The organism is Bradyrhizobium sp. 172, assembly GCF_023101065.1.
In the GTDB taxonomy this organism is placed as follows: Bacteria; Pseudomonadota; Alphaproteobacteria; order Rhizobiales; family Xanthobacteraceae; genus Bradyrhizobium; species Bradyrhizobium canariense_D.
This window is the reverse complement of record NZ_CP064701.1, coordinates 4,019,134-4,037,997: the sequence shown is the minus strand read 5'-3', so window position 1 is coordinate 4,037,997 and position 18,864 is coordinate 4,019,134. Positions and strand designations below refer to the sequence as shown.

The window sequence follows — 18,864 nt, the reverse complement described above, 5'->3', positions numbered from 1 at the left end:
AAGGTGAGGTCGGTCGAGTTCAGATCGGTGAGAACGAGCCGATCGGTGTCGGTCGCGGCACCATCATCCCTGATCCAGAGATCGCCGTCTTGCTTGTTGTAGACATAGATATCGCTGCCGCTGCCGCCACTGAGCAGATCGCCGCCGCCCCCCCGATGAAGACGTCCTGGGCGGAGGTGCCATTGATGCCTTCAGCATACGATGATCCAACAAGCGCTGTTCCATCGATGATGTGCGTTGCCACACTGCGAGCAGCCGTGTCGAGGACAGCGTCTAGATGAGGCAGGACGGCGCTCTCGTACGCGGCACGATCGCCGTTGAATTTCAACTGAACGAGACCCTCGAGGCCGAGAAGCCCCTTCGCCAGGTAACCCGCAAGCACGCCACCCGACGTGGGTGCGAATGCAGCCATAAGATCAACAACCGTTCCGATGTTTGCAGGTGTAGCCGGCTGCGGCTCTCCGGCGGCATACGTGCCGAAGTCTAGCATGCTGAAGAACAGATATGGACTGTTCTCTGCCGCTAAAGTCTCGTTCCCTCGTGCGGAAGCGCTCCATGTAACTTGAGACAGGAAGTACAACTCCAAAATATCGGCAATTTGCTCAAAGGTACTTTCGACTTTTGAACCGAGAGCTTTGCTCCCCGGATAGGTTCGCAGCTCGTTGTCCCGTTGCAGCTCACGATAAGTGTCACCGTAGAACTTTTCAACAAAAGCAAGATGGGCGGCATCAACGTAGGGGCCCCGGCTAGCAGGATCTATCGCGTCAACACCAGCCCAGTTTAACAACAAGCTTCGAAAGTTCGCTCGAAGCGCGGCTGGGTCCATGGTGAAGACATCATCGGCGAGAGCCGTCCACGCGATCCGGAATCCTTCGTCCGTGCTGGCCTTGTATTCGGTATTGTCAATCTGCCCAAAGCCTGGCAACTGAGGCAGTTTGTCAACGCCTTCAAGCGGCGTATAGGCTTGTGTGTGATCTGCAACAGTCTGTTGACCGTCAGTCTTAAAATAGATCGATTGGACATCGCCAGTGCTTCCGTTGCTGCGCGTAAAGACAGCACCAAAGCCCACACCATTATCTTGGTTGGTACCGTTTACTGCGGTTCTTTGCAGCGACAGTGACGCGATCCCTGCGTCAGCTAAGGTTCCGAGCTCGCCTGCTTCGGATACACCGTTCTGATTGAGATCACGCCAAACGCGAAGCTTATGGAATTCTTGATCTAGCGCATCTATCTTCCCGTCACCGTTGGTGTCCAGCTTCTCGAGGACAGCAAAACCGTCCTGGGTAGACGACCCAAACAGCTCAATGCCGCTGTCAATAAGGCCATTGCCGTTGTCGTCGATCGCGAGGATACCATCGTCACCTGAGACCCAGCCTGTCAGTTCTGCGAAGCCATCGCCGTTATAGTCAAAATGGACCGAGGAGGCCGCGAGAGACGAGAGCTCGACGCCATCACCATCGAGGTCCAGCACAAGCGGATCGCGATTGATAAATAGAAGCGGCGAAACGAGCGCCAATTTCAGCGCTTCACGAAGATTGTCACCGAATTCACCTAAGAACCGTAATAGATCGATTCGGACCAGCGAATGGTCAATCCAAGTTTTGTTAAGCCAGTGGTTGGGCCATACAAAGCCTTCATTGCCAGGCAGCATTCCCCAATCAACTTGCTTCAGGGCATTGAATACGAAGTCAATGCAGCTGTTTGTTAGGCCGTTATAGATCGGGCTAAACTGCCCACCGCCGGGATTTTCGCCAAAGGCTTTCAGCTTATCGTATTGCGACTGAGATATGTCGATAGTTTGCGAGTATGAGATAGTGTCGTGGTTTGTATTGTCATCAGTCCTTACAGTCCCCGCACCGATCGGCGTTCCCGGCTCTAACGGATGAAAGCCAAAGCTGATCGTATTTCCTTGAGCATCAGTCAATTCGTACCACATATGCCCAGTCTGCGACGGTCCGTCGCTCGTCATGCTTCCGGGCGGCGCAATCTTGATTGTAAGCTTGGGCATCTCTCTATCCCCCTGCGTTGTGGCAAACTGCTATTTCGCCGTGTACGTAAGCTCGAGCTCTGTCCGAAATGGCTCCAACCTAGAGATGTTGTTCATTGGAGTAATGCTGACGATGTACAGGCCCTCCTCAAGTCGCATCCGATCGAGGTTGCGACTGAAGGAATAGCCGGTGGACGCAACATGCCCGTCAGACGGAACCGTGCGGTCAAGAATGGTCTGTCCGTTCTCATCCAGCACGACAATGTGACAGACGGAGCGAAGCTTGCCTGGTGGATCAGCTAGATTGCTTGGTTGGGCAATCGGTCCGCCGATTAAATCGTGGACTTCGGCCCGTTGTGCATCGCCAGAGAAGTAAACCAAGAGATTGAGCTCATAGCTTCGGCCTTTAACAATTCGTACTCGAAACGCTGAGGGTACGTCGCGTTGCAGTCGGACCGGAACTGTGAGCCTTGGAATGTCGTTGTGAACTAGCCTCAAATACTGGAGGTAGGGCGACTCTCCCATAATCCATGCCGCCACAACTCGGAGCAAAGCCGCCCCGACAAGCACTATAGCGATCCCCGCCAAGGTCTTGATCAGCCTCTGCATCGACACCGGCTCGGCTTCCCCCGGTGGATCGCATGGCCAACCCAACTATGTCTGTCGTTGCGAAAAAGGCAGTCAGCAGACGACGTGACCCATGATTTCGCACACATAGACGCGCTAACCCACGATCCACGGAAAATGTGCCGGCTCTTACATAGGATGTACATATCGCGCTAAACACCTAACGGTTCATAGTCAATCTGTGAGCCCGCGGGACGATAGACCTCATCCCACAGGTGACTTAGATTCCACCAGCCTCTTTCGAGAAGCCGACGCCACCAATCACCTCTCCCTCAAACTCTCCTGCCGATACCGCAGCAACGGCGACATCACGTACTCGATGATCCGCCGCTGCCCCGTCTTGATCTCCACCGTCACCGCCATGCCGGGCGCAAGGTTGACCATCTTGTCGTCGACCTGCATTTTCGTGCCATCGAGCGACACGCGCGCAGCGTAGAGCAGCTCCTGGCCGGCAGGCTCACTCGATTCGACGAGCGCGCCACCCTGCTTCGGAGTGCCCGGCCCGCCCAGCGGCTTGTCCTTGATGATCGCATCGCGCGACACGCTGATCACCTTGCCGTGCAGCAGGCCGTAGCGCGTGAAGTTGAACGTATCGATCTTGATCTCGGCGTCCTGGCCGTGCTCGACGAAGCCGATGTCGCGGTTCGAGATCATCGCCTCGACCTCGATGCTGGAGCCGCGCGGCACGATCATCATCAGCTGCTGCGCGGGGGAGACCACGCCGCCCACGGTGTGGATCGCGAGCTGCTGCACGGTGCCGTCGATCGGGGCGCGCAACAGCTGCTCCTCGGTCTTCCGCTGCGCCTTGACTGAATCCTGTTGAAATTCGTCGGCCTTCTTCTGGGCATCGGAGAGATCGCTTAGCACCTGCCGCTCGAAGCCCGACTTCGTTTGGGCGAGCTGCTGCTCCAGCGCGCGGCGCGCGGCCTCGATCTCGACCAGCTTGCGCTCCTGCACGATGCGCTCGTTCTGCTGGTCGATCAGGCGGGTCTGGGCGTCGATCCAGGCAATGCGATTGCCGTACTGGATGTCCATCGCCTTCTTGCGGATGGTCAGCGTCTCCTCGAGCAGCGGCAGCGTTGCGTCGATCTTGGCGATCGCGGCGGTGACCGAGTGCGCCTCGGCGCGCTTCTGGTCGATCTGCTGGACCACCGAGGCAAGCTTGGCTTGCTGTTCGGCGGCCTGTGCCAGCATGGCCGAGCGCGCCCGCGCGATCTCCACCTCGGATGCGCCGGCGGGCTCCTCGATATCGTGGGGGGCGGCGAGATCTGGAAAGCTGCGGCGCAGCGCCGACAGGCGGGCGACGTCGAGCAGGCTCACGACGAGGTCCTGCCCAACCCGCTTGCGCTCGGCCTGGGTCACGGTGCGGTCGAGCTCGACCAGCACTTGGCCCGCCGTGACCCTGTCGCCATCATGGACATGGATCGCCGAGACGATGCCGGTCTCCAGCGGCTGGATCGTCTTGGTGCGGCCGGTCGGCACCACCTTGCCGGTGGCGGTCGCGATGATGTCGACATGGCCGAACGTCGCCCAGCCGATCGCCAGCGCGAAAAACAGGATGATGGTGAGGCCGACCGCCCGCCCGACGGGCGAGGCCGGCGTTTCCAGGATCTCTAGCGCCGCCGGCAGGAACTCGCGCGCGTCGCGCTGGCGGCGCCAGAACGCGCGGTTCTTGCGTTCGATGACGTCAGCCGACGACATGGAGCCCCGCCTGGATCTGGTGCAGCATGGCGTAGCGCCCGGCCTTCTTGATCAGCTCGTCATGGCTGCCGTCCTCGACCAGGCGGCCGCCCTCGATGGTGATGATGCGATCGGCGTAGCGCACGGCCGAAAGGCGATGCGCAATGATGAAGACGGTCCGGCCGGCGCAGATCTTGCGCATGTTGCGCTGGATGATGTTCTCGCTCTCATAGTCGAGCGCGCTGGTGGCCTCATCGAAGATCAGGACGCGGGGGTTGGTGACCAGCGCCCGCGCGATGGCGATGCGCTGACGCTGGCCGCCCGACAGGCTGGCACCGCGCTCGCCGACGACGGTGTTGTATCCGTCCGGCAGCGCCAGAATGAACTCGTGCGCGCCAGCGAGTTCGGCCGCGGCAATCACCCGCTCCATCGCCATACCAGGGTCAGCGAGCGCGATGTTCTCGCGGATAGTGCGATTGAACAGCACGTTCTCCTGCAGCACCGTGCCGATCTGGCGCCGCAGCCAGGCGACGTCGGCGACTGTCAAATCGATGCCGTCGATCAGGATGCGGCCGGCCTCCGGCACGTAGAGCCGCTGAATCAGTTTTGTCAGCGTCGACTTGCCGGAACCGGAGGGCCCGACGATGCCGATGACCTGCCCCGGCAGCACCTTCAGCGAGACGTCCTGCAGCGCCAGCGACATGTCCGGCCGGTAGCGGAAGTTGACGTGGTCGAAGGTCACCTCGCCCTTGATCGGCGGCAGTGTCGCGCGCGAGGGATCGAACATCGGCTCGGGCGCGGCGTTGAGGATATCGCCGAGCCGGGCGATCGAAACCCGCGCCTGGTGGAAATCCTGCCAGAGCTGGGCCAGCCGCAGCACCGGCTGCGCCACCCGCCCAGCCAGCATGTTGAAGGCGATGAGCTCGCCCACCGACAGATTGCCCTCGATGACGAGGTGCGCTCCGAAATAGAGCGTCAGCGCGGTCACGAGCTTGCTGATGAACTGCACCGACTGGCTGGCCCAGTTCCCGAGGGAGAGGACGTCGAAGCTGGCGCTGACATAGCCTGCGAGCTGTTCCTCCCAGCGCCGCTGCATCTGCGGCTCGATCGCCATCGCCTTCAGCGTCTGGATCGCGCTGACGCTCTCGACCAGGAAGGCCTGGTTCTCGGCGCCGCGGTCGAACTTCTTGTCCAGCCGCTCGCGAAAAATCGGGGTCACGCCGGCCGAGATCGCCATATAGAACGGGAACGAGCCCACCACGATCCAGGTTAGGAACGGCGAGTAGTAGAACATCACCGCGAGGAAGACGAAGGTGAAGCCGAGGTCGATCACCAGCGTCAGCGCCGAGCTGGTGAGGAAGTTCCTGATGTTCTCGAGCTCCCGCACCCGCGCCACGGAATCGCCGGCCCGCCGCGCCTCGAAATAGGCGATCGGCAGCGCGATCAGGTGCCGGAACAGGCGCGCGCCGAGCTCGACGTCGATGCGGTTGGTGGTGTGGGAGAAGACGTAGGTCCGGAGCGCGCCAAGGACGGCCTCAAAAATCGAGACGACGATAAGGCCGAACACCAGAACGTCGAGCGTCGTATAACCGCGATGCGCCAGCACCTTGTCGGTCACGACCTGGAAGAACAGCGGCGTGACCAGCGCGAACAGCTGCAGGAAGAACGAGGCAACCAGCACTTCGCCAAGCAAGCGCCGGTATTTGTGCATGGCCTGGAGGAACCAGGTGACATCGAAGCGGCGCGCCAGATCGGACAGCGAGGCCCGCCGCGTCATCAGCACGATGCGGCCGGTCCAGCTCTGCTCGAACTCGGCGCGCTTGATGGCTTGCGGACGATTGACTGCGGGATCGTGAATCAGGACGTCGTCGGTGCCGGCCTTGCCGAGGATCGCGAAGCTACCGTCGTGCCGTTCGATGATCGCGGGCAAGGATAGCTTGGCAAGACCAGACCAGCTTTCGCGGACCGCCCTCGCCTTCAACTTGAGCTGCTTGGCGCAGCGGAGCATTTCCTGAACGCCAACCACAGAGCCGGCGAATTGATGCGCGATCTGCGCGGGATCGACCGCGATCTGATGGAACCGCAACAACAGCGCAAGGCACTGCAGCCCCGAATCTTGCCGTACCGCTTCCAACGTCGCCCCGCCACTACTTCCGGTCGTCTTACTTTTTATTGCACGTTTATTTCCGGGAGGCAAAGCGAAATCTCGCCCAGGTTGTGGACGAGGAACTTCATAACATTATCGTCAATACACTGACCTTCCAGTCGCCGAAATCGCGCGCTCTGGACTGGACGGCGGCGATGATCTGGCTACGTCGGGGAGTCAGCTGACGTCACCGGCCCGGAGAGCTGACCGGTCGCGCACCGACCCTTTCACAAGCATGCGTCGTTGCCAGGTGCTGAATAGACGTGCCTCTCAGCGGCTTCCCCTGCGAAAAGCTGGAGGGGAGTCTCAACGGATCTTGAATGTTCGGCTGCGAACCCTAGCGAACGACCGTAGTAGAGTCTCGAAATGGAGGATGGAGGCCATTCGTAGCTAGGCACCGTAGCTTGCCCCGATGTCGGCCAACCCGTGTCCACAAGAACGCTGGCTTTCCAACGTCTTGACCAGCTGAGCGCGAAGGAGTGGATATCTGCCGACCTCAACCGCCTCAGGGAGGTCTCCGAAAGGAGTTGGAAAAAAGGCGCGGACGCAGTCGCTGGAAACCGCGTGCTTGCGAAATATCGATCAGGCAGCGCAAGTGTTCGGCGTTCCATGTTTTGTCATCGGCAAACATGGCCTGGCTGTACTCTGCGAACTAGTAATGGCGTGCATAAGGCGCGGTAATCGACGCGCCTTGTCGCTGCCGTCCAGATAGCTGGTGATGCTGCTGTGAGCTCGGATCGGACCTTCGATCCAACCGATCCCGCTTCAAACGGCTGCCCTTCATTCTGGGCGGAGGTCTGAACCGGCCCACCTTTCAGATCTGCCTCCTGCAGCTGATCCGTAAGCGCTTAGCCGGAGCCCTTGGTTCGGGATCGGGATAGCTGTGCGAAGAAGCCTCCGGGTTGGACGGAGGTTTGAGATGGGATTGGACAGCAAAAAGGACGTCCATTTAGACGGCCCGTCGGCGGGGTCGGTGAGCCGGTTGGAAGTTCTTGAAGGACCGTCGGGGCGCCGCGTGCGTTCGGAAGCGGAGAGAGCTCGGATCGTCGCCGAGAGTCTGTTGCCCGGTGCCCAGGTGGCCGAGGTGGCGCGCAAGCACGGAGCGACGCGCTGGCAGATCTACGATTGGCGACGGCGGCTTCGGCAACGAGGCGTGTTGCCGCCGTGCGAGGCGTCGCATCCGACATTCGCGCCGCTGGTCGTGGAAGGTGCGTTGGAGGAGCGTCAGGTTCCGGCGATCAAGCTTGAGATTGCGATCGGTGATGTCGTTCTGCGGACGGATACGGCCATAGATGGCGAGCAGCTGTCCCGGGTGATCCGCGCGGTGCGAGCGTCACGATGATCGCGGTCGGTGCAGATCTGAAGATTTACGTTGCAACGCGGCCGATCGACTTCCGCTGTGGCCACGATGGGCTTGCGGCGAAGGTGCAGGAGATGCTTCGTCTCGATCCGTTCAGCGGGGCAGCCTTCGTGTTCCGATCGAAACGAGCGGACCGAATCAAGATTTTGGTGTGGGATCGAACGGGCCTGGTGTTGGTTCACAAGCGCCTCGAAGGTTGCAAGTTCGTTTGGCCAACGATCGCGGACGGCGTGATGCGGATGTCGCCGGCGATGTTCGCGGCCTTGTTCGAGGGGCTGGATTGGAGGTTGGTCCGCCCGGAAGAAGCACGGCGCCCGCAGGTCGCTGGATAAGTGCGGCAGAATGACTCGGCAGCTATTTTGAGCGTGGCACGCGCGGCGGCGATGTGCTCGAAATAGCACATGAGCATCGCGGCGCTACGCGACGAAAACGAACGCCTCAAGGCGCTTTTGGCGCAAACGCAGGCGGCCTTGAGCGAGCATCAGGGGGCGCTGGCGGCGTCGGAGGAAGCGCGGCGTCGGGTGGAGATCATTCTCGGCGAATTGCGACGCGAGAAGTTCGGCGCGACGTCCGAGAAGCTGCGGCCAGATCAGTATCACTTGCCGCTGGAAGACGTGGAGATCGCGCAAGGCATCCTGGACGCGGCGCAGGAGAGAGCCGAGGCTGTGATCAAGGGCCGATCGCGGAGCGCGCCGGATCAAGGTTCTCATCGCAATCGCGGCTGCCTGCCTGCCCATTTGCCGCGGGTGGAACGGATCATCGAGCCTGCGAGTACGCTTTGCCCGTGCGGTTGCGGCGCCATGACGAAGATCGGCGAGGACGTCAGCCAGCGCCTCGACGTGATCCCGGCGCAATGGCGCGTGCTGATCACACGCCGCCCAAAATACATCTGTCGCCGCTGCTCCGGCCCCGTCGTGCAGGCGCACGCACCGGAGCACGTCGTGCCCGGCGGGCTGCCGACCGAAGCGGCCATCGCGCACGTGATCGTCTCCAAATTTGGCGACCATACGCCATTTTACCGTCAGGCCGAGATCTATGCGCGCCAGGGCATCCGGCTTGATCGGGCGACACTGGGCAACTGGTCCGGCCGCGCCTGCTTCCATCTTCAGCCCATCGCGGAACACATGCGCCACCACCTGGCCACGGCGGATCGGCTGTTCATGGACGAGACCAAGGCGCCGGTACTCGATCCGGGGCGCGGCCAAACGAAGAAAGGCTACTTCTGGGCGATTGCCTCAGACGACCGCGGCCACAGCGGCCCAAGTCCGCCGATCGTGCTGTTCCGATATGCCCCCAGTCGCAGCGGTGCCTTCGCTGAGCAGTTCCTGGATGGCTTTGGCGGACGCTTCCTGCAATGCGATGCCTATGACGGTTATGACCGGCTGACCGAAGTCGTTCGACCGCAAGGGCCGTGGACGCTCGTGCATTGCTGGAGCCATTTGCGCCGGCGCTTCGTCAAATTGGTGCGCAACAGCAAGTCTCCGATCGCCGAGGCCGCCGTCCGGCAGATCGCGCAGCTTTACGCCATCGAAGCCATGGTGCGCGGCTCGTCGCCGGACATCCGGTTGGCCGCGCGCAAGGAGCACTCGCTGCCCCTCATTGCGGCTTTAAAACCGTGGTTTGAGAAGCAGCTTTCCATGATCTCCAGCGGCTCAACGCTCGCCGAGGACATCCGCTATGCGCCCAATCACCGGCAGGGGTTGACCCGCTTCCTCGAAGACGGGCGTCTCGAACTCGACACCAACCCGGTCGAGAACGCCATCCGGCCGGTCTGCCTAACCAGAAAAAATGCGCTCTTCGCGGGCCATGAAATCGGGGCAGAAAACTGGGCCATGCTGGCGTCGATAGTCGCTACCTGCAAGCTCAACAGCGTCAACCCGGCTGCCTACATCGCTGAAACACTCGAGGCGATCATCGACGGTCATCCCCATAGCAAGATCGATGATCTCATGCCGTGGCGATTCCGCAAAACGTCAAGCCAGCCTCAATAGGGTCACGGCTAAGCGCTTACGCTGATCCGTGTAGCCGGGTGCATGCGGTCCAAGTTCGTCCGGCAACAAAGACCGCGGGTCCCAACCAGACGCCGGGAGAACCAGTGGGGCCGGCGGCCGCCAAAGGTCTCGCCTACTCCGCAGTAGAGCTGACGCCCTGCGCGATGAGCGGCGGCAACCGGCACGTTCCGGGTGTCCGCTCAATCCCGATACCGGCAGAACTCGTCACCGTTTTCATACTCGATGCAGGTCTTAACGCGAGGAAAACGTCGCATTTCGTTATAATGTCGGCCTTCGCTGCGACCCGACGACCCATATCTAGAGCCGCGGTCCATATCATCCTCCTCACGATGCCAGTTTCGGCCCGTGGTTCGGTGATCCTCATCTTGGTCCATGATACGGCCCATCTGCCGATGCATCTGACGCATCCGGTCCATATCCATAGGGCCCTCGCCTCGCTGCTGGCGAGTGGTCCAATCGCGATTAATCCGCGTGTCCTCAGCCCTCTGGCGGTCTGAGTCGCGTGCCTGATCCGATTGCTGCGGTGTACGCTCTGGCTGAACTGGAGCATTTTGCGTTTGGATTTGCTCCGGCTGCTGCGGCATTGCCTCCGGCCGCGCTTGGGGAGAGGCTTGGTTAGCATCTGGCATTGTTTGCTGAGCAGAAGCACTGAGCGGCATGAAACTAGACAGTAGAAATAGGATGGCAGTCACATCTGATCGACGCATGAGCTCACCTCGCGAGTTTGCTCTCTAACCGCGTGAGGCGCTGTTTGTTCTGTGAAGCCAGCGGCTTTTTAAAAACGTCACGACCAATGACCCTGATTGTGAGGCTCCTCGAAGCAATTGCCATCGCGATCGCGCTGGGAGAGGCGCGCTCGACACAATAGTTCACAGAACAGCTGCGCCAATCGGGACCGCTTAGTCTTGCGCTCTTGTTCGCGACGTCGCTTCCCGGAAGATCGTGCCATCCAGCTGCATTTCTCTCCAGATGGCAACACCCAGCGAGGGAAGTTGGTCGAGACAGAGCATGGAGGTCCAAGTGAGGAACGGACGCCAGCCGGAAAATTTCGTCAAATGAACAGCATTGGAGCTCGAAACGAAAACCAATCGCAGCAAGCGCGCGCCGAATCGCTGCTGGCTCGGCAAAAAGATCAAAAAATTAGTTTTGATGCATAATCATGATGACTCCAACGTAAAAACAAAAAATAGGGTGGAGAAAACACGGGAGGCTGGAATGAAAACCACACAGCGCTTGCGCGCGATGGCCGCGCTTTGTCGACAAAGTGCCGCGCTTCGTCCTGATAGAAGTTGGAGACTGCTCGCGGAGGCAGAATACTGGGAGCATTTGGCGGCGACTGCGCTCTCAAGGGATGTTGAAGACTGCTCCACCTCTCGTCGGGATGCCGCTTAGCCTTTCGTCATTTCTGTATCAAATTGCGGGGCGGGGTAATGAGTATCTTTTGGAGCCAGTGGGGGACTGCGCGTATGAATGAGCGGCCGATGTGTCCGGTATGCAAACACCGGATGGCATTGGCGCGCATCTCTCCGGCCAAAGCCGGATTCGAGAAGCGCACTTTCGAATGCTCGACCTGCGAACGTACCGAAGTGGCATCCTTCGCTGTGGATCCAATGAAGACAGACGCGGTCGGCTGGCTGGCTGGTGAGCTGAATCCGCCTCGGTAAAAGCCCGGTTGCAGCTTCGCGGGCTGCGGGCCTGGCGGAGTTGCGATCGCGCAGCGCGAAGGTTGTGCTATCGTGAGTACGAGACTTTGTTGGGGCCAGGGTGGCGTTTGCGGATTAAAGAAGTATCGAGAGCGGTGCGAAGATTTCCGCGTTGCTTTGATCTCGAACCCGAATTGCAGAGTTGTGGGACATCAGTTCTGGCCGGACCAGCGTGAGCTCTGCCGCAAGACGTTCTGCTTGGTCCGCCGCTCCTTGTCATCTTCTAGGATCATTCCGCCCTGATGCTGGCACGTCGCATCGGTGACAAGCTCAAACTCTTAATACGGCATGAAAGCCTCTGAACCCAAGGCCAAGCCCAGTGCAACTGCGCTTCACATCAGGCGAATTATCGTATGTGAATGCGACTCCGGTTTATGGAACGGACGGACCGCCGCTCCACCGTGGTCATTCGGGCGAGCCTGTGGCGGGCTGATGCTGTTCGCCGAATTCCGGGAAACTGCGCATAGCTAGCGGGCCATCTGCGTCCCAACATACCGAAGCATTTGTTTCGACGCGCGAAGGCAGGACGGTTGACCAGCTAGGAACTTCGGAGGTTCAACAACATTCAGTCATTAAGCAAGAAGGAGGGACCCGCATGGCGATCCAGATTGTGATGGACCGTGCCGGCGACAGCCGTCACTTTTTCGACGAGAACGATGCACGAGAACTGGCCAAGGCGGAGCAGCGCTTCCGTAAGCTGACGAACGTCGGCTTCACGGCCGCGGTCCGGACCGGTTCAGGTCAGGTGTCGCAGATCCGATCGTTCGACCCCACAGCGGAGGAAACTGTCTTCTTCCCCAGGCTGGTCGGCGGGTAATCGCCAAGCCATGTGGCGCTTTAAACCGTCCCGGCCGGGCGAAGGCTCGCGGATGAGGGCCGCAAAGGCACTGTTCATTAGACACGGCGCCGAAAGGACTCCGGAAGGACGTGCGCTGCTACTCTTGCGGCGCTGGCTCTCGCCGGCCCAGCGGGGACAATTCGCAGCTATTTCGAAGTCGTCGGAGGCGACACGGGCAAGCGCTACAGGATCTATGCGGGGGCCGCGGCGAATGTCTGCGAGATGGGCGAAAACGGTCGCCCAAACATGGGCCTATGTTTCCTGCCGGCGGGCGATCTGCCGATCGGAGACGTCATGCTCGCCCAGAAGATCGCGCTCGAAGCGAGCGAGGGCAGCGCGCTCGCAGTGGCCCGAAAGTTCACCCCCAGCAATTTTTTCTTCAGCCGCTGCCGCCCCCTTCGCTAAGCTATGAAAGCGCCTGCGAGCCTGCATTGCGCTCCCGCCAAGGCGCCGTTCCGTCGCCCGGCAGCTCCCCTGAGATCGTCCTAAGTTTCCGATTTCGATGGACTTAAGCGCCAGTAGTCTTCGCGGTGATCAAGCTGCGGAAACGAAATCGCTCCTTTGTCCGACTCGCATTCTAAAATAAACCTTCGGTAGGCGCGGGCTTCTTCGTTTTAATCAGCTTCTGTCATGCTGCGGCGTTCAATTTCAGGAGAGACGTCCGTGGTGAGCGAAGGCAGATCGCTGAAGGTTCTTGCGCTCGCGCGTCGGTTATCAGAACATCCGCCGGCCGGTCGATCTCGAGCTGAGGCAGAAATGGGTAACCGTAGTGCGCCGCCAGTTCGGAAGACCGCTTCCGCGATCATCATCGACCCTGATGGTTGTTTCCTGCTTCAGCAGCGCGACGACGTTCCCGACATCTTATATCCAGGCATGGTAGGTCTTTTTGGTGGGCATTGCGAAGGGAACGAGACTTTCCTGGAATGCGTAGTCCGGGAGGTACATGAAGAAATCGGTTACTTCATTCCCCCAGAGCGGTTCGAGCATTTGCTAGAAAGACTGGGTAGTGATCCCAATGTTGAGGGAGGCATAATCCAGCGCCAAGTCTTCGTTGCTCGCGACATTCCGTCGCAGAATCTGGTGATCACCGAAGGATCTCTTCTGATCGTCAGGCCGGATGATCTGAGCGGAATAGAACCGAACCTCGCGCCATCCACGCGACTGGCCCTAACAGCACTCGGAAGTTTAGTCTCTGAGTGACTGATTTCTCCCAAATGGCAAAGGTTCTGAGTTTCGCCAAGCGCTATCATTGACGCGATAGAGCGGGAGCTTTGCGACGCGGGTTTGTGGCGCTCTGCTTTAAAGGGCCAGCTCGAACGCGATGCCGATCTGCATGTCTTTGCGCCAGATGATCCGAGCTGGATGCCGCTGACCGTCCAGCGTCAAAACCAGCGTGAAAAAATCCGGAATGGCGAATGGGCTGGTCACGTTGAGAGACGCCCCAGCTTCGGAGACATTGCGGACGATGCACGGTACTGCATTGCCCCCGAATTCGATCATTCCGGGCTTTAGAACCTTCTCTCGTGACGCAGTCCGTTGGTTCTCCATAGGCTACAGTTTGCTCATTAGAGCTGAATCTTCCGGAAACAGAATAGCTCGAACTGTAATAGTTTACGGCGCGAGCCGGTGCGGACTGGCTCAGCTACGGGATGCTAGTCGATTCCGAAGAGCGCTATCCGTGGATTGCCGAGGCGGCGCTGAAGAACCGGCAGAAGCACTTCGGGTCGATGGCATCTCCGATTTCAAGGGCTTGCACTGCCGCAACCACCACTCTGAGGTCCAGCTTTATCGTCGAACCACAATTCGAGAAAGCGTAGCTTCCGACCGTAGCTTCGATGGGAAATAACGGCATCTCGTTCGAGAAGCATAGAAATACCAACTGCATAGCCAAGTTGGTATGGAGGAGCGGTGATCCGTGGATCGTACATCCTTGAGCTGCCTATCGCTTCAAACATCAACGGAGCCTGCCGAATGTCGGATGGGTTGAACCATCTGTGTTAGAGCCTACTCGAAGCCTTCGCTTCGTGCCCTTTCCTCAGCTTCCTCCTTTTTTTCCTCTTTGGAGATCCAATCCAAGAACTCCTTCCGAGCTTCGTCGATCTGTGCGCTCATCGCCGAATCTCCCGTGGGATTCAATTTACTCAACAGAGGCAAGCGTTCGCGAAGGACGATCGAGAGTGGGCCGGACCAAGTCGCGGGTCGAAAACGCCTGATAAAGATGCTGAGAATCTTCGCCCTTTGATCCGCCGACGCGAGGATGCGCACTGCCACATCGGAGATCGTTAGCGGACCGGCGTCATCGGATCCCTTTTCGAAAAGGCGGCACGTTTCAGCGGCGAAGGCATATCTGTCAGGCGGCGATGTCCCGCACCATTCGATGAGTGCATCAGTAGGTACGCTCTGAACGGCCGTTTCCCGTCTGTCGCTATCAATTTTGGAGACGACACTCATAGCCGTGCGGTATGTCCCGTCCTCGTCTGGAACATAAATCGCATCGAGCGTCTCTTTAGGCAAATGCTTGAAAAAGGGGGCGAGCAGTCGGCCTCGTTGGTAGTAGGATCGCCGCGAGGATCGTTCAAATACCATCAGATTGTGCAGGACCGCCAACTTCTCGGCATCTGCGTCTGCCGCGCCGAGAGCGAACTCCAAGATTACATCGAAGTCGTGTTCGCTGCGATCGTTGTCAATGCGAACATTCGACCAACCGAGGTTTCGAAGGAAACTAATACAGAGGCGTCCAAGTTCACTGCGGTATAGATCATTCTTCTCTGCTGCACAGTGAATGACCATCCCGAGTACATCGACAGCAACCTCAAGGCCGTCCAATTTCGCGGATATGCCGTCGACCAACTTTGCAATCTGCTCGATCGATAGAGGATCGGTTGCTCGACCCAGGCCCAAATACTGGTACTGCCATATGGGAGACTTACCCAGCTCAAGCGATTTCAACAAACGTTCGTAACCCCTAGCATCGAGCTGCACACAGAACTGAAGTTCAGGAAACCATTTACCCCAAACTTCGTCATAGAGCGCGTCTTCTAGGAACGACGCCACTCCAGCCGGATCCGCTTTGTTCCAGCCAGAGAGTACGCCGCGAACAAGAATTAAACTCACCGAACCCGATACAGAGTCGATGATCAAAGCGCGGACTTTCTCCAGCAAGCCAGCTACATTGGCGCATTCTTGTCCTATGCCAAACCCAAAACTCCCAACTTTGCTGTTGGTGCCTGTACGAATCAGGTCCGGCAGGATTTCAACGAAGAGATTATCTTCGTGGGCTGCAGCCTTTCCAAGATTCTCAGCCGCTTTCTCGGACGCACGGAACCGGGAAGCGGCATCGGCGCTGCGCCCATCCCCTGTATCGGGTAGATCGACGTCATCCGCGAATGACCCGCGAGCGATGACTCTTGCACCGATCTGGGCCCTCAAATCACGCGGTGCCAGTTCCTGCTCCAGCAGTAGAAGCTGCGTAAGCGAATCTGTGCTGAGGGCACCCTTGTCCAACTGAAGTATGCGCCGCGTTCCCAGCCAGCCGTCTGGCCAGCCATCTACAGACTTCAGCACACGAGCGGCTCTGACGATCTCATCAGTCAATCGGGCTCGCACCCAGAGGCCACGAACCGATGCACCTAGAACCGACCTCGCCTCTCGGCCAAGGGGAGAGTTCGTGCCGCCGATCTCAACCGCGATATCCAAGAAGGGTGTGTACCACTCCCGGACTTCCTCCTGAGTTCGAGGCCACCACCCGAAACCCCGCTTTCGAGCACCAAACTCAAATCCGTGCACAGACGTGAAATGCCAAGCCTCCAGCGCCGCATCCAAGAGCACTAACCCTAGTTTTTGCTCCCGCTCGCTAGCCGAGAATAAGAGCGTTCGAACTACTTGGGACCTTTGTGCGGACCTGGCTTCGGTCCCAGAGAGACGGGAAAAGAACAATGACTTGAGAACATCGCGAACCGGCTCATAGTTATAATCATCCGGTTCGGCCAAGGCTAAACAGATGAGTATATGCACTGCTCGGTCAAAAAATCGAGAATCATACGCAATCGATCGCGCGACACGAGCGAACTCGCGTCGGCTATAGTTTTCCGTAGATGTGAACTTGCTGTTCACAGCGGCCCGCTCCAAAGCGGCCAACGCGGCCTCTTCGCTTACTGGCGCCACATTGTTGAACATTCCACGACCAAGGTCGTTCAAAGTTGTCAAGTCGCCGAGGCATCCGCTGGGGTTTAGCCATGATGACACCATTTGGACCGCCCGCTTTGACTCGTGCAAGAAACCGAGTCGGCGAGAGAACGATCGGGCCACACGCTCGGATGCGTCCTCAACCAAGAGGCGGTTCAGGAGCTCGGGCAGATATGCGTCCACCGCAATTGCCGCTAAACGATTGGAAATCGCATGAGGGAGCACGGCGCGCCATTTGCCGCGCTGTTGGACAAGACCCCGCCTCTGCAACTGCATGACGCTGCGCAGAAATGCTACTTCTGAGACTTCAACCAACCCGGCAAAAATGCTTATCTCGGAGCCTTGGGATGTATCCTCACCGTCGAACGAATACAGAAGGCTGGCAGCCTCAGCACAATTCAAGAGCTCGCTACTTTCAACATTCTTCTGATGAAAAAGCCGGTGGAAGAGTTCGCTATCTCTGAGCCGGGCAAGCTCGCCACTTGTCTCGCTCGTGGACGCAAGGGCGTAGGCCACTCGGGTGTTGCCATCGGAGAACTCTGCGATTTTGTCGAGGTCATTTTCCGAAAGGAGACTGAACCGGCGCTTGAGAAGGCGTTTGATTATCTCGTCAGAAGACCCCTCAAGACGGTAGCAAGCAGTGCCCTCTGGCAGGTCGTCACGAATGTCATACTCAACAGTGATAAGTCGTATTTTGCTTCCCGGTCGCTTTGCAATTTCGGTCAGCCTGCGATGAACGTCTTGGCCGCAATTGTCGACAACGACAATACAGTCGGAATCCGATTGAACGAGAGCCTCAACCATCATGCCCGGCTGCGGTGTGGGGGCATCCGACAAGTCTGCGTAGATCACGTTTTCTGAATCAAGCGCCGGCTGGCCCGGGCATATACGCTTGTCGAACAAAGCCTGGACAAGCCTTGTCTTTCCGACTCCGGATAAGCCCACCATCCGAACGGATACATTCTTGCTCAAATCCGTTCGAAGGCGCGCTATGGCGGATGAGACATCGTTCCCTTCGTCAGCATCTGGGACAAAAACCTTCACTCGATCATCGATGAGGTATTCAGAGTCGGCGTCGCTTTCTTGATATGCCCAGGGACCATACGGCCTCCAGCCCACTAGAGGCTTGCCGGAAGCTACCTTCACCCAGATAACCATCGCAGGAAACTGTTCGACCCAATCCGCAATGCGGCGACAATCAAAGAAATCGACCTCAATTTTTCCGGCCATGGAAAAGCTAGATAAACATAGCTCCATCGCGGCCTTACGATCAGCCAGCGAACTGTCCGAAAGATTATCCCTCGTCGAGGCGATGACATAAGCGCCGCCGCTTGCTGCAAGGTCCGTTAACGCTTGGCGCACGACGCCCTTCGGTGCCATTTCACCCGGTATCTTTGACGCGCTAAACGTCTCCGCTTTCACCTGGAATGCGCAGCGATCCTTCTTGATATATCCGCCGATCCCGAGCGGTGGACTTACATCAACCCTAACGTCGACACCTCCATCCTTAGCTCGCTGATCTCCTCCCCAACTTACCGCCGCGGTTGAGATGCTCTTGGCCCGTAGCTCCGATTTGCATAGTCTCGCGATCAATTCTCGTGCTTGTACGTCTGTAAGTCTTTGAATTTCCTCAGAGCGTACGGAGAAGATCGGGTGCATAGTGTGTCCAGCCTCGAATCGATTTAGACTAGTTCGAAAAACATACAACCAATTTGAACAATTTGGGTGGGCCAACCCCCGTTAGACCAATTGTAGCGCATGGCCGATCGACGCGACACGCGACGTACATAGATGCTGCTCTCGAGCGCTCGCGCGTCGCGCAAGTGTCGGCAGACAGAATGACTTAGCTTTTCGATGTCGGCATTGACGCGCGCTCTCAGAAACGGACGACTCAAGTAAGCGTAAGCTAGGCGGCTTCGCACGTTCAAACTTGCTCACGCCGTTAGGTCAGACACTCGAGCAACGGCATCTTGCTGGCGGAAAGCACCGATATCAACTTCGTTGGATCGCGCCCCGGATGTCACGGCCTGATTTTGCGCCTAGTCCGTAGATAATCGCCGTAGGCTAAGCACGCGGTTTCTGAACGCATTCCTATGCATTGCATTCAATTCAATGTCTTAGCAGGTGCAGTTCGGAGGAGCCCCGTTCCTCCGGGTCGTTTCGGTCCTATGCACCTAGCAGACGAAGACAAGCAGACTCGAGCCTCGATGTGGCCTCCCCTTATCGCCTGATACGACAGGCGCTTGATCGTTGTTGTGGCGGCTTCTGGAGCTCGGCCTGATGAAATCGACGCTAGCGGAGATCGAATACAATAGAAGGCTGGCTA

The 18,864-nt window shown here is 58.5% G+C and carries 12 protein-coding genes and 1 pseudogene; 7 read left to right on the top strand and 6 right to left on the bottom strand.

Going from position 1 to position 18,864, the window contains the following annotated elements; genetic code table 11:
* Positions 1-19: 19 nt before the first annotated feature.
* The 4 genes from IVB07_RS19530 to IVB07_RS19515 form a co-directional block, all read right to left on the bottom strand.
* The gene (locus IVB07_RS19530) at positions 20-2,008 is read right to left on the bottom strand and encodes a hypothetical protein (RefSeq protein WP_247478941.1); all 1,989 of its coding nucleotides are present in this window, start codon (positions 2,006-2,008) and stop codon (positions 20-22) included.
* Positions 2,009-2,038: 30 nt separating this feature from the next.
* A complete protein-coding gene (locus IVB07_RS19525) occupies positions 2,039-2,596 on the bottom strand; it encodes a DUF5625 family protein (protein WP_247413154.1) in 558 nt (185 codons plus the stop codon).
* Between the two features lie 279 nt (positions 2,597-2,875).
* The gene (locus IVB07_RS19520) at positions 2,876-4,315 is read right to left on the bottom strand and encodes an HlyD family type I secretion periplasmic adaptor subunit (RefSeq protein ID WP_247767783.1); all 1,440 of its coding nucleotides are present in this window, start codon (positions 4,313-4,315) and stop codon (positions 2,876-2,878) included.
* On the bottom strand, positions 4,302-6,428 hold the full coding sequence (locus IVB07_RS19515) for a type I secretion system permease/ATPase (RefSeq protein WP_247767782.1): 2,127 nt from the start codon (positions 6,426-6,428) through the stop codon (positions 4,302-4,304). The genes IVB07_RS19520 and IVB07_RS19515 overlap by 14 nt, the downstream gene beginning before the upstream one ends.
* Before the next feature lie 931 nt (positions 6,429-7,359).
* On the opposite strand from IVB07_RS19515, the gene IVB07_RS19510 reads away from it, so the two are divergent.
* The 7 genes and pseudogenes from IVB07_RS19510 (at position 7,360) to IVB07_RS19480 (ending at position 13,553) form a co-directional block, all read left to right on the top strand.
* Positions 7,360-7,782, top strand: a complete 423-nt coding sequence (locus tag IVB07_RS19510) for a transposase (protein ID WP_247337981.1) — start codon at positions 7,360-7,362, stop codon at positions 7,780-7,782.
* The gene (gene tnpB, locus IVB07_RS19505; RefSeq protein ID WP_247304128.1) at positions 7,779-8,132 is read left to right on the top strand and encodes an IS66 family insertion sequence element accessory protein TnpB; all 354 of its coding nucleotides are present in this window, start codon (positions 7,779-7,781) and stop codon (positions 8,130-8,132) included. The genes IVB07_RS19510 and tnpB overlap by 4 nt, the downstream gene beginning before the upstream one ends.
* A 69-nt stretch (positions 8,133-8,201) precedes the next feature.
* Positions 8,202-9,791, top strand: coding sequence for an IS66 family transposase (locus IVB07_RS19500; RefSeq protein ID WP_247767781.1), 1,590 nt, complete (start codon positions 8,202-8,204; stop codon positions 9,789-9,791).
* A 1,086-nt stretch (positions 9,792-10,877) separates the two neighbouring features.
* Positions 10,878-11,204: a hypothetical protein gene (locus tag IVB07_RS19495; RefSeq protein WP_247337976.1), complete on the top strand. Its 327-nt coding sequence runs from the start codon at positions 10,878-10,880 to the stop codon at positions 11,202-11,204.
* A 906-nt stretch (positions 11,205-12,110) separates the two neighbouring features.
* Positions 12,111-12,332 (top strand): hypothetical protein, encoded by a 222-nt coding sequence (locus tag IVB07_RS19490; RefSeq protein WP_247337974.1) that lies wholly within the window; start codon positions 12,111-12,113, stop codon positions 12,330-12,332.
* Between the two features lie 52 nt (positions 12,333-12,384).
* A pseudogene (locus IVB07_RS19485) lies at positions 12,385-12,758 on the top strand (hypothetical protein).
* A 258-nt stretch (positions 12,759-13,016) separates the two neighbouring features.
* Entirely contained in the window at positions 13,017-13,553 is a 537-nt protein-coding gene (locus IVB07_RS19480; protein WP_247337970.1) for an NUDIX domain-containing protein, read from the top strand.
* Positions 13,554-13,652: 99 nt separating this feature from the next.
* Here IVB07_RS19480 and IVB07_RS19475 read toward each other — a convergent pair whose 3' ends face one another.
* Positions 13,653-13,901, bottom strand: a complete 249-nt coding sequence (locus tag IVB07_RS19475; RefSeq protein ID WP_256464739.1) for a PilZ domain-containing protein — start codon at positions 13,899-13,901, stop codon at positions 13,653-13,655.
* A gap of 456 nt (positions 13,902-14,357) precedes the next feature.
* Positions 14,358-17,918 carry a hypothetical protein gene (locus IVB07_RS19470; protein ID WP_247413159.1) on the bottom strand — a complete coding sequence of 1,187 codons (3,561 nt, stop codon included), beginning with the start codon at positions 17,916-17,918 and terminating at the stop codon, positions 14,358-14,360.
* Positions 17,919-18,864 lie beyond the last annotated feature (946 nt).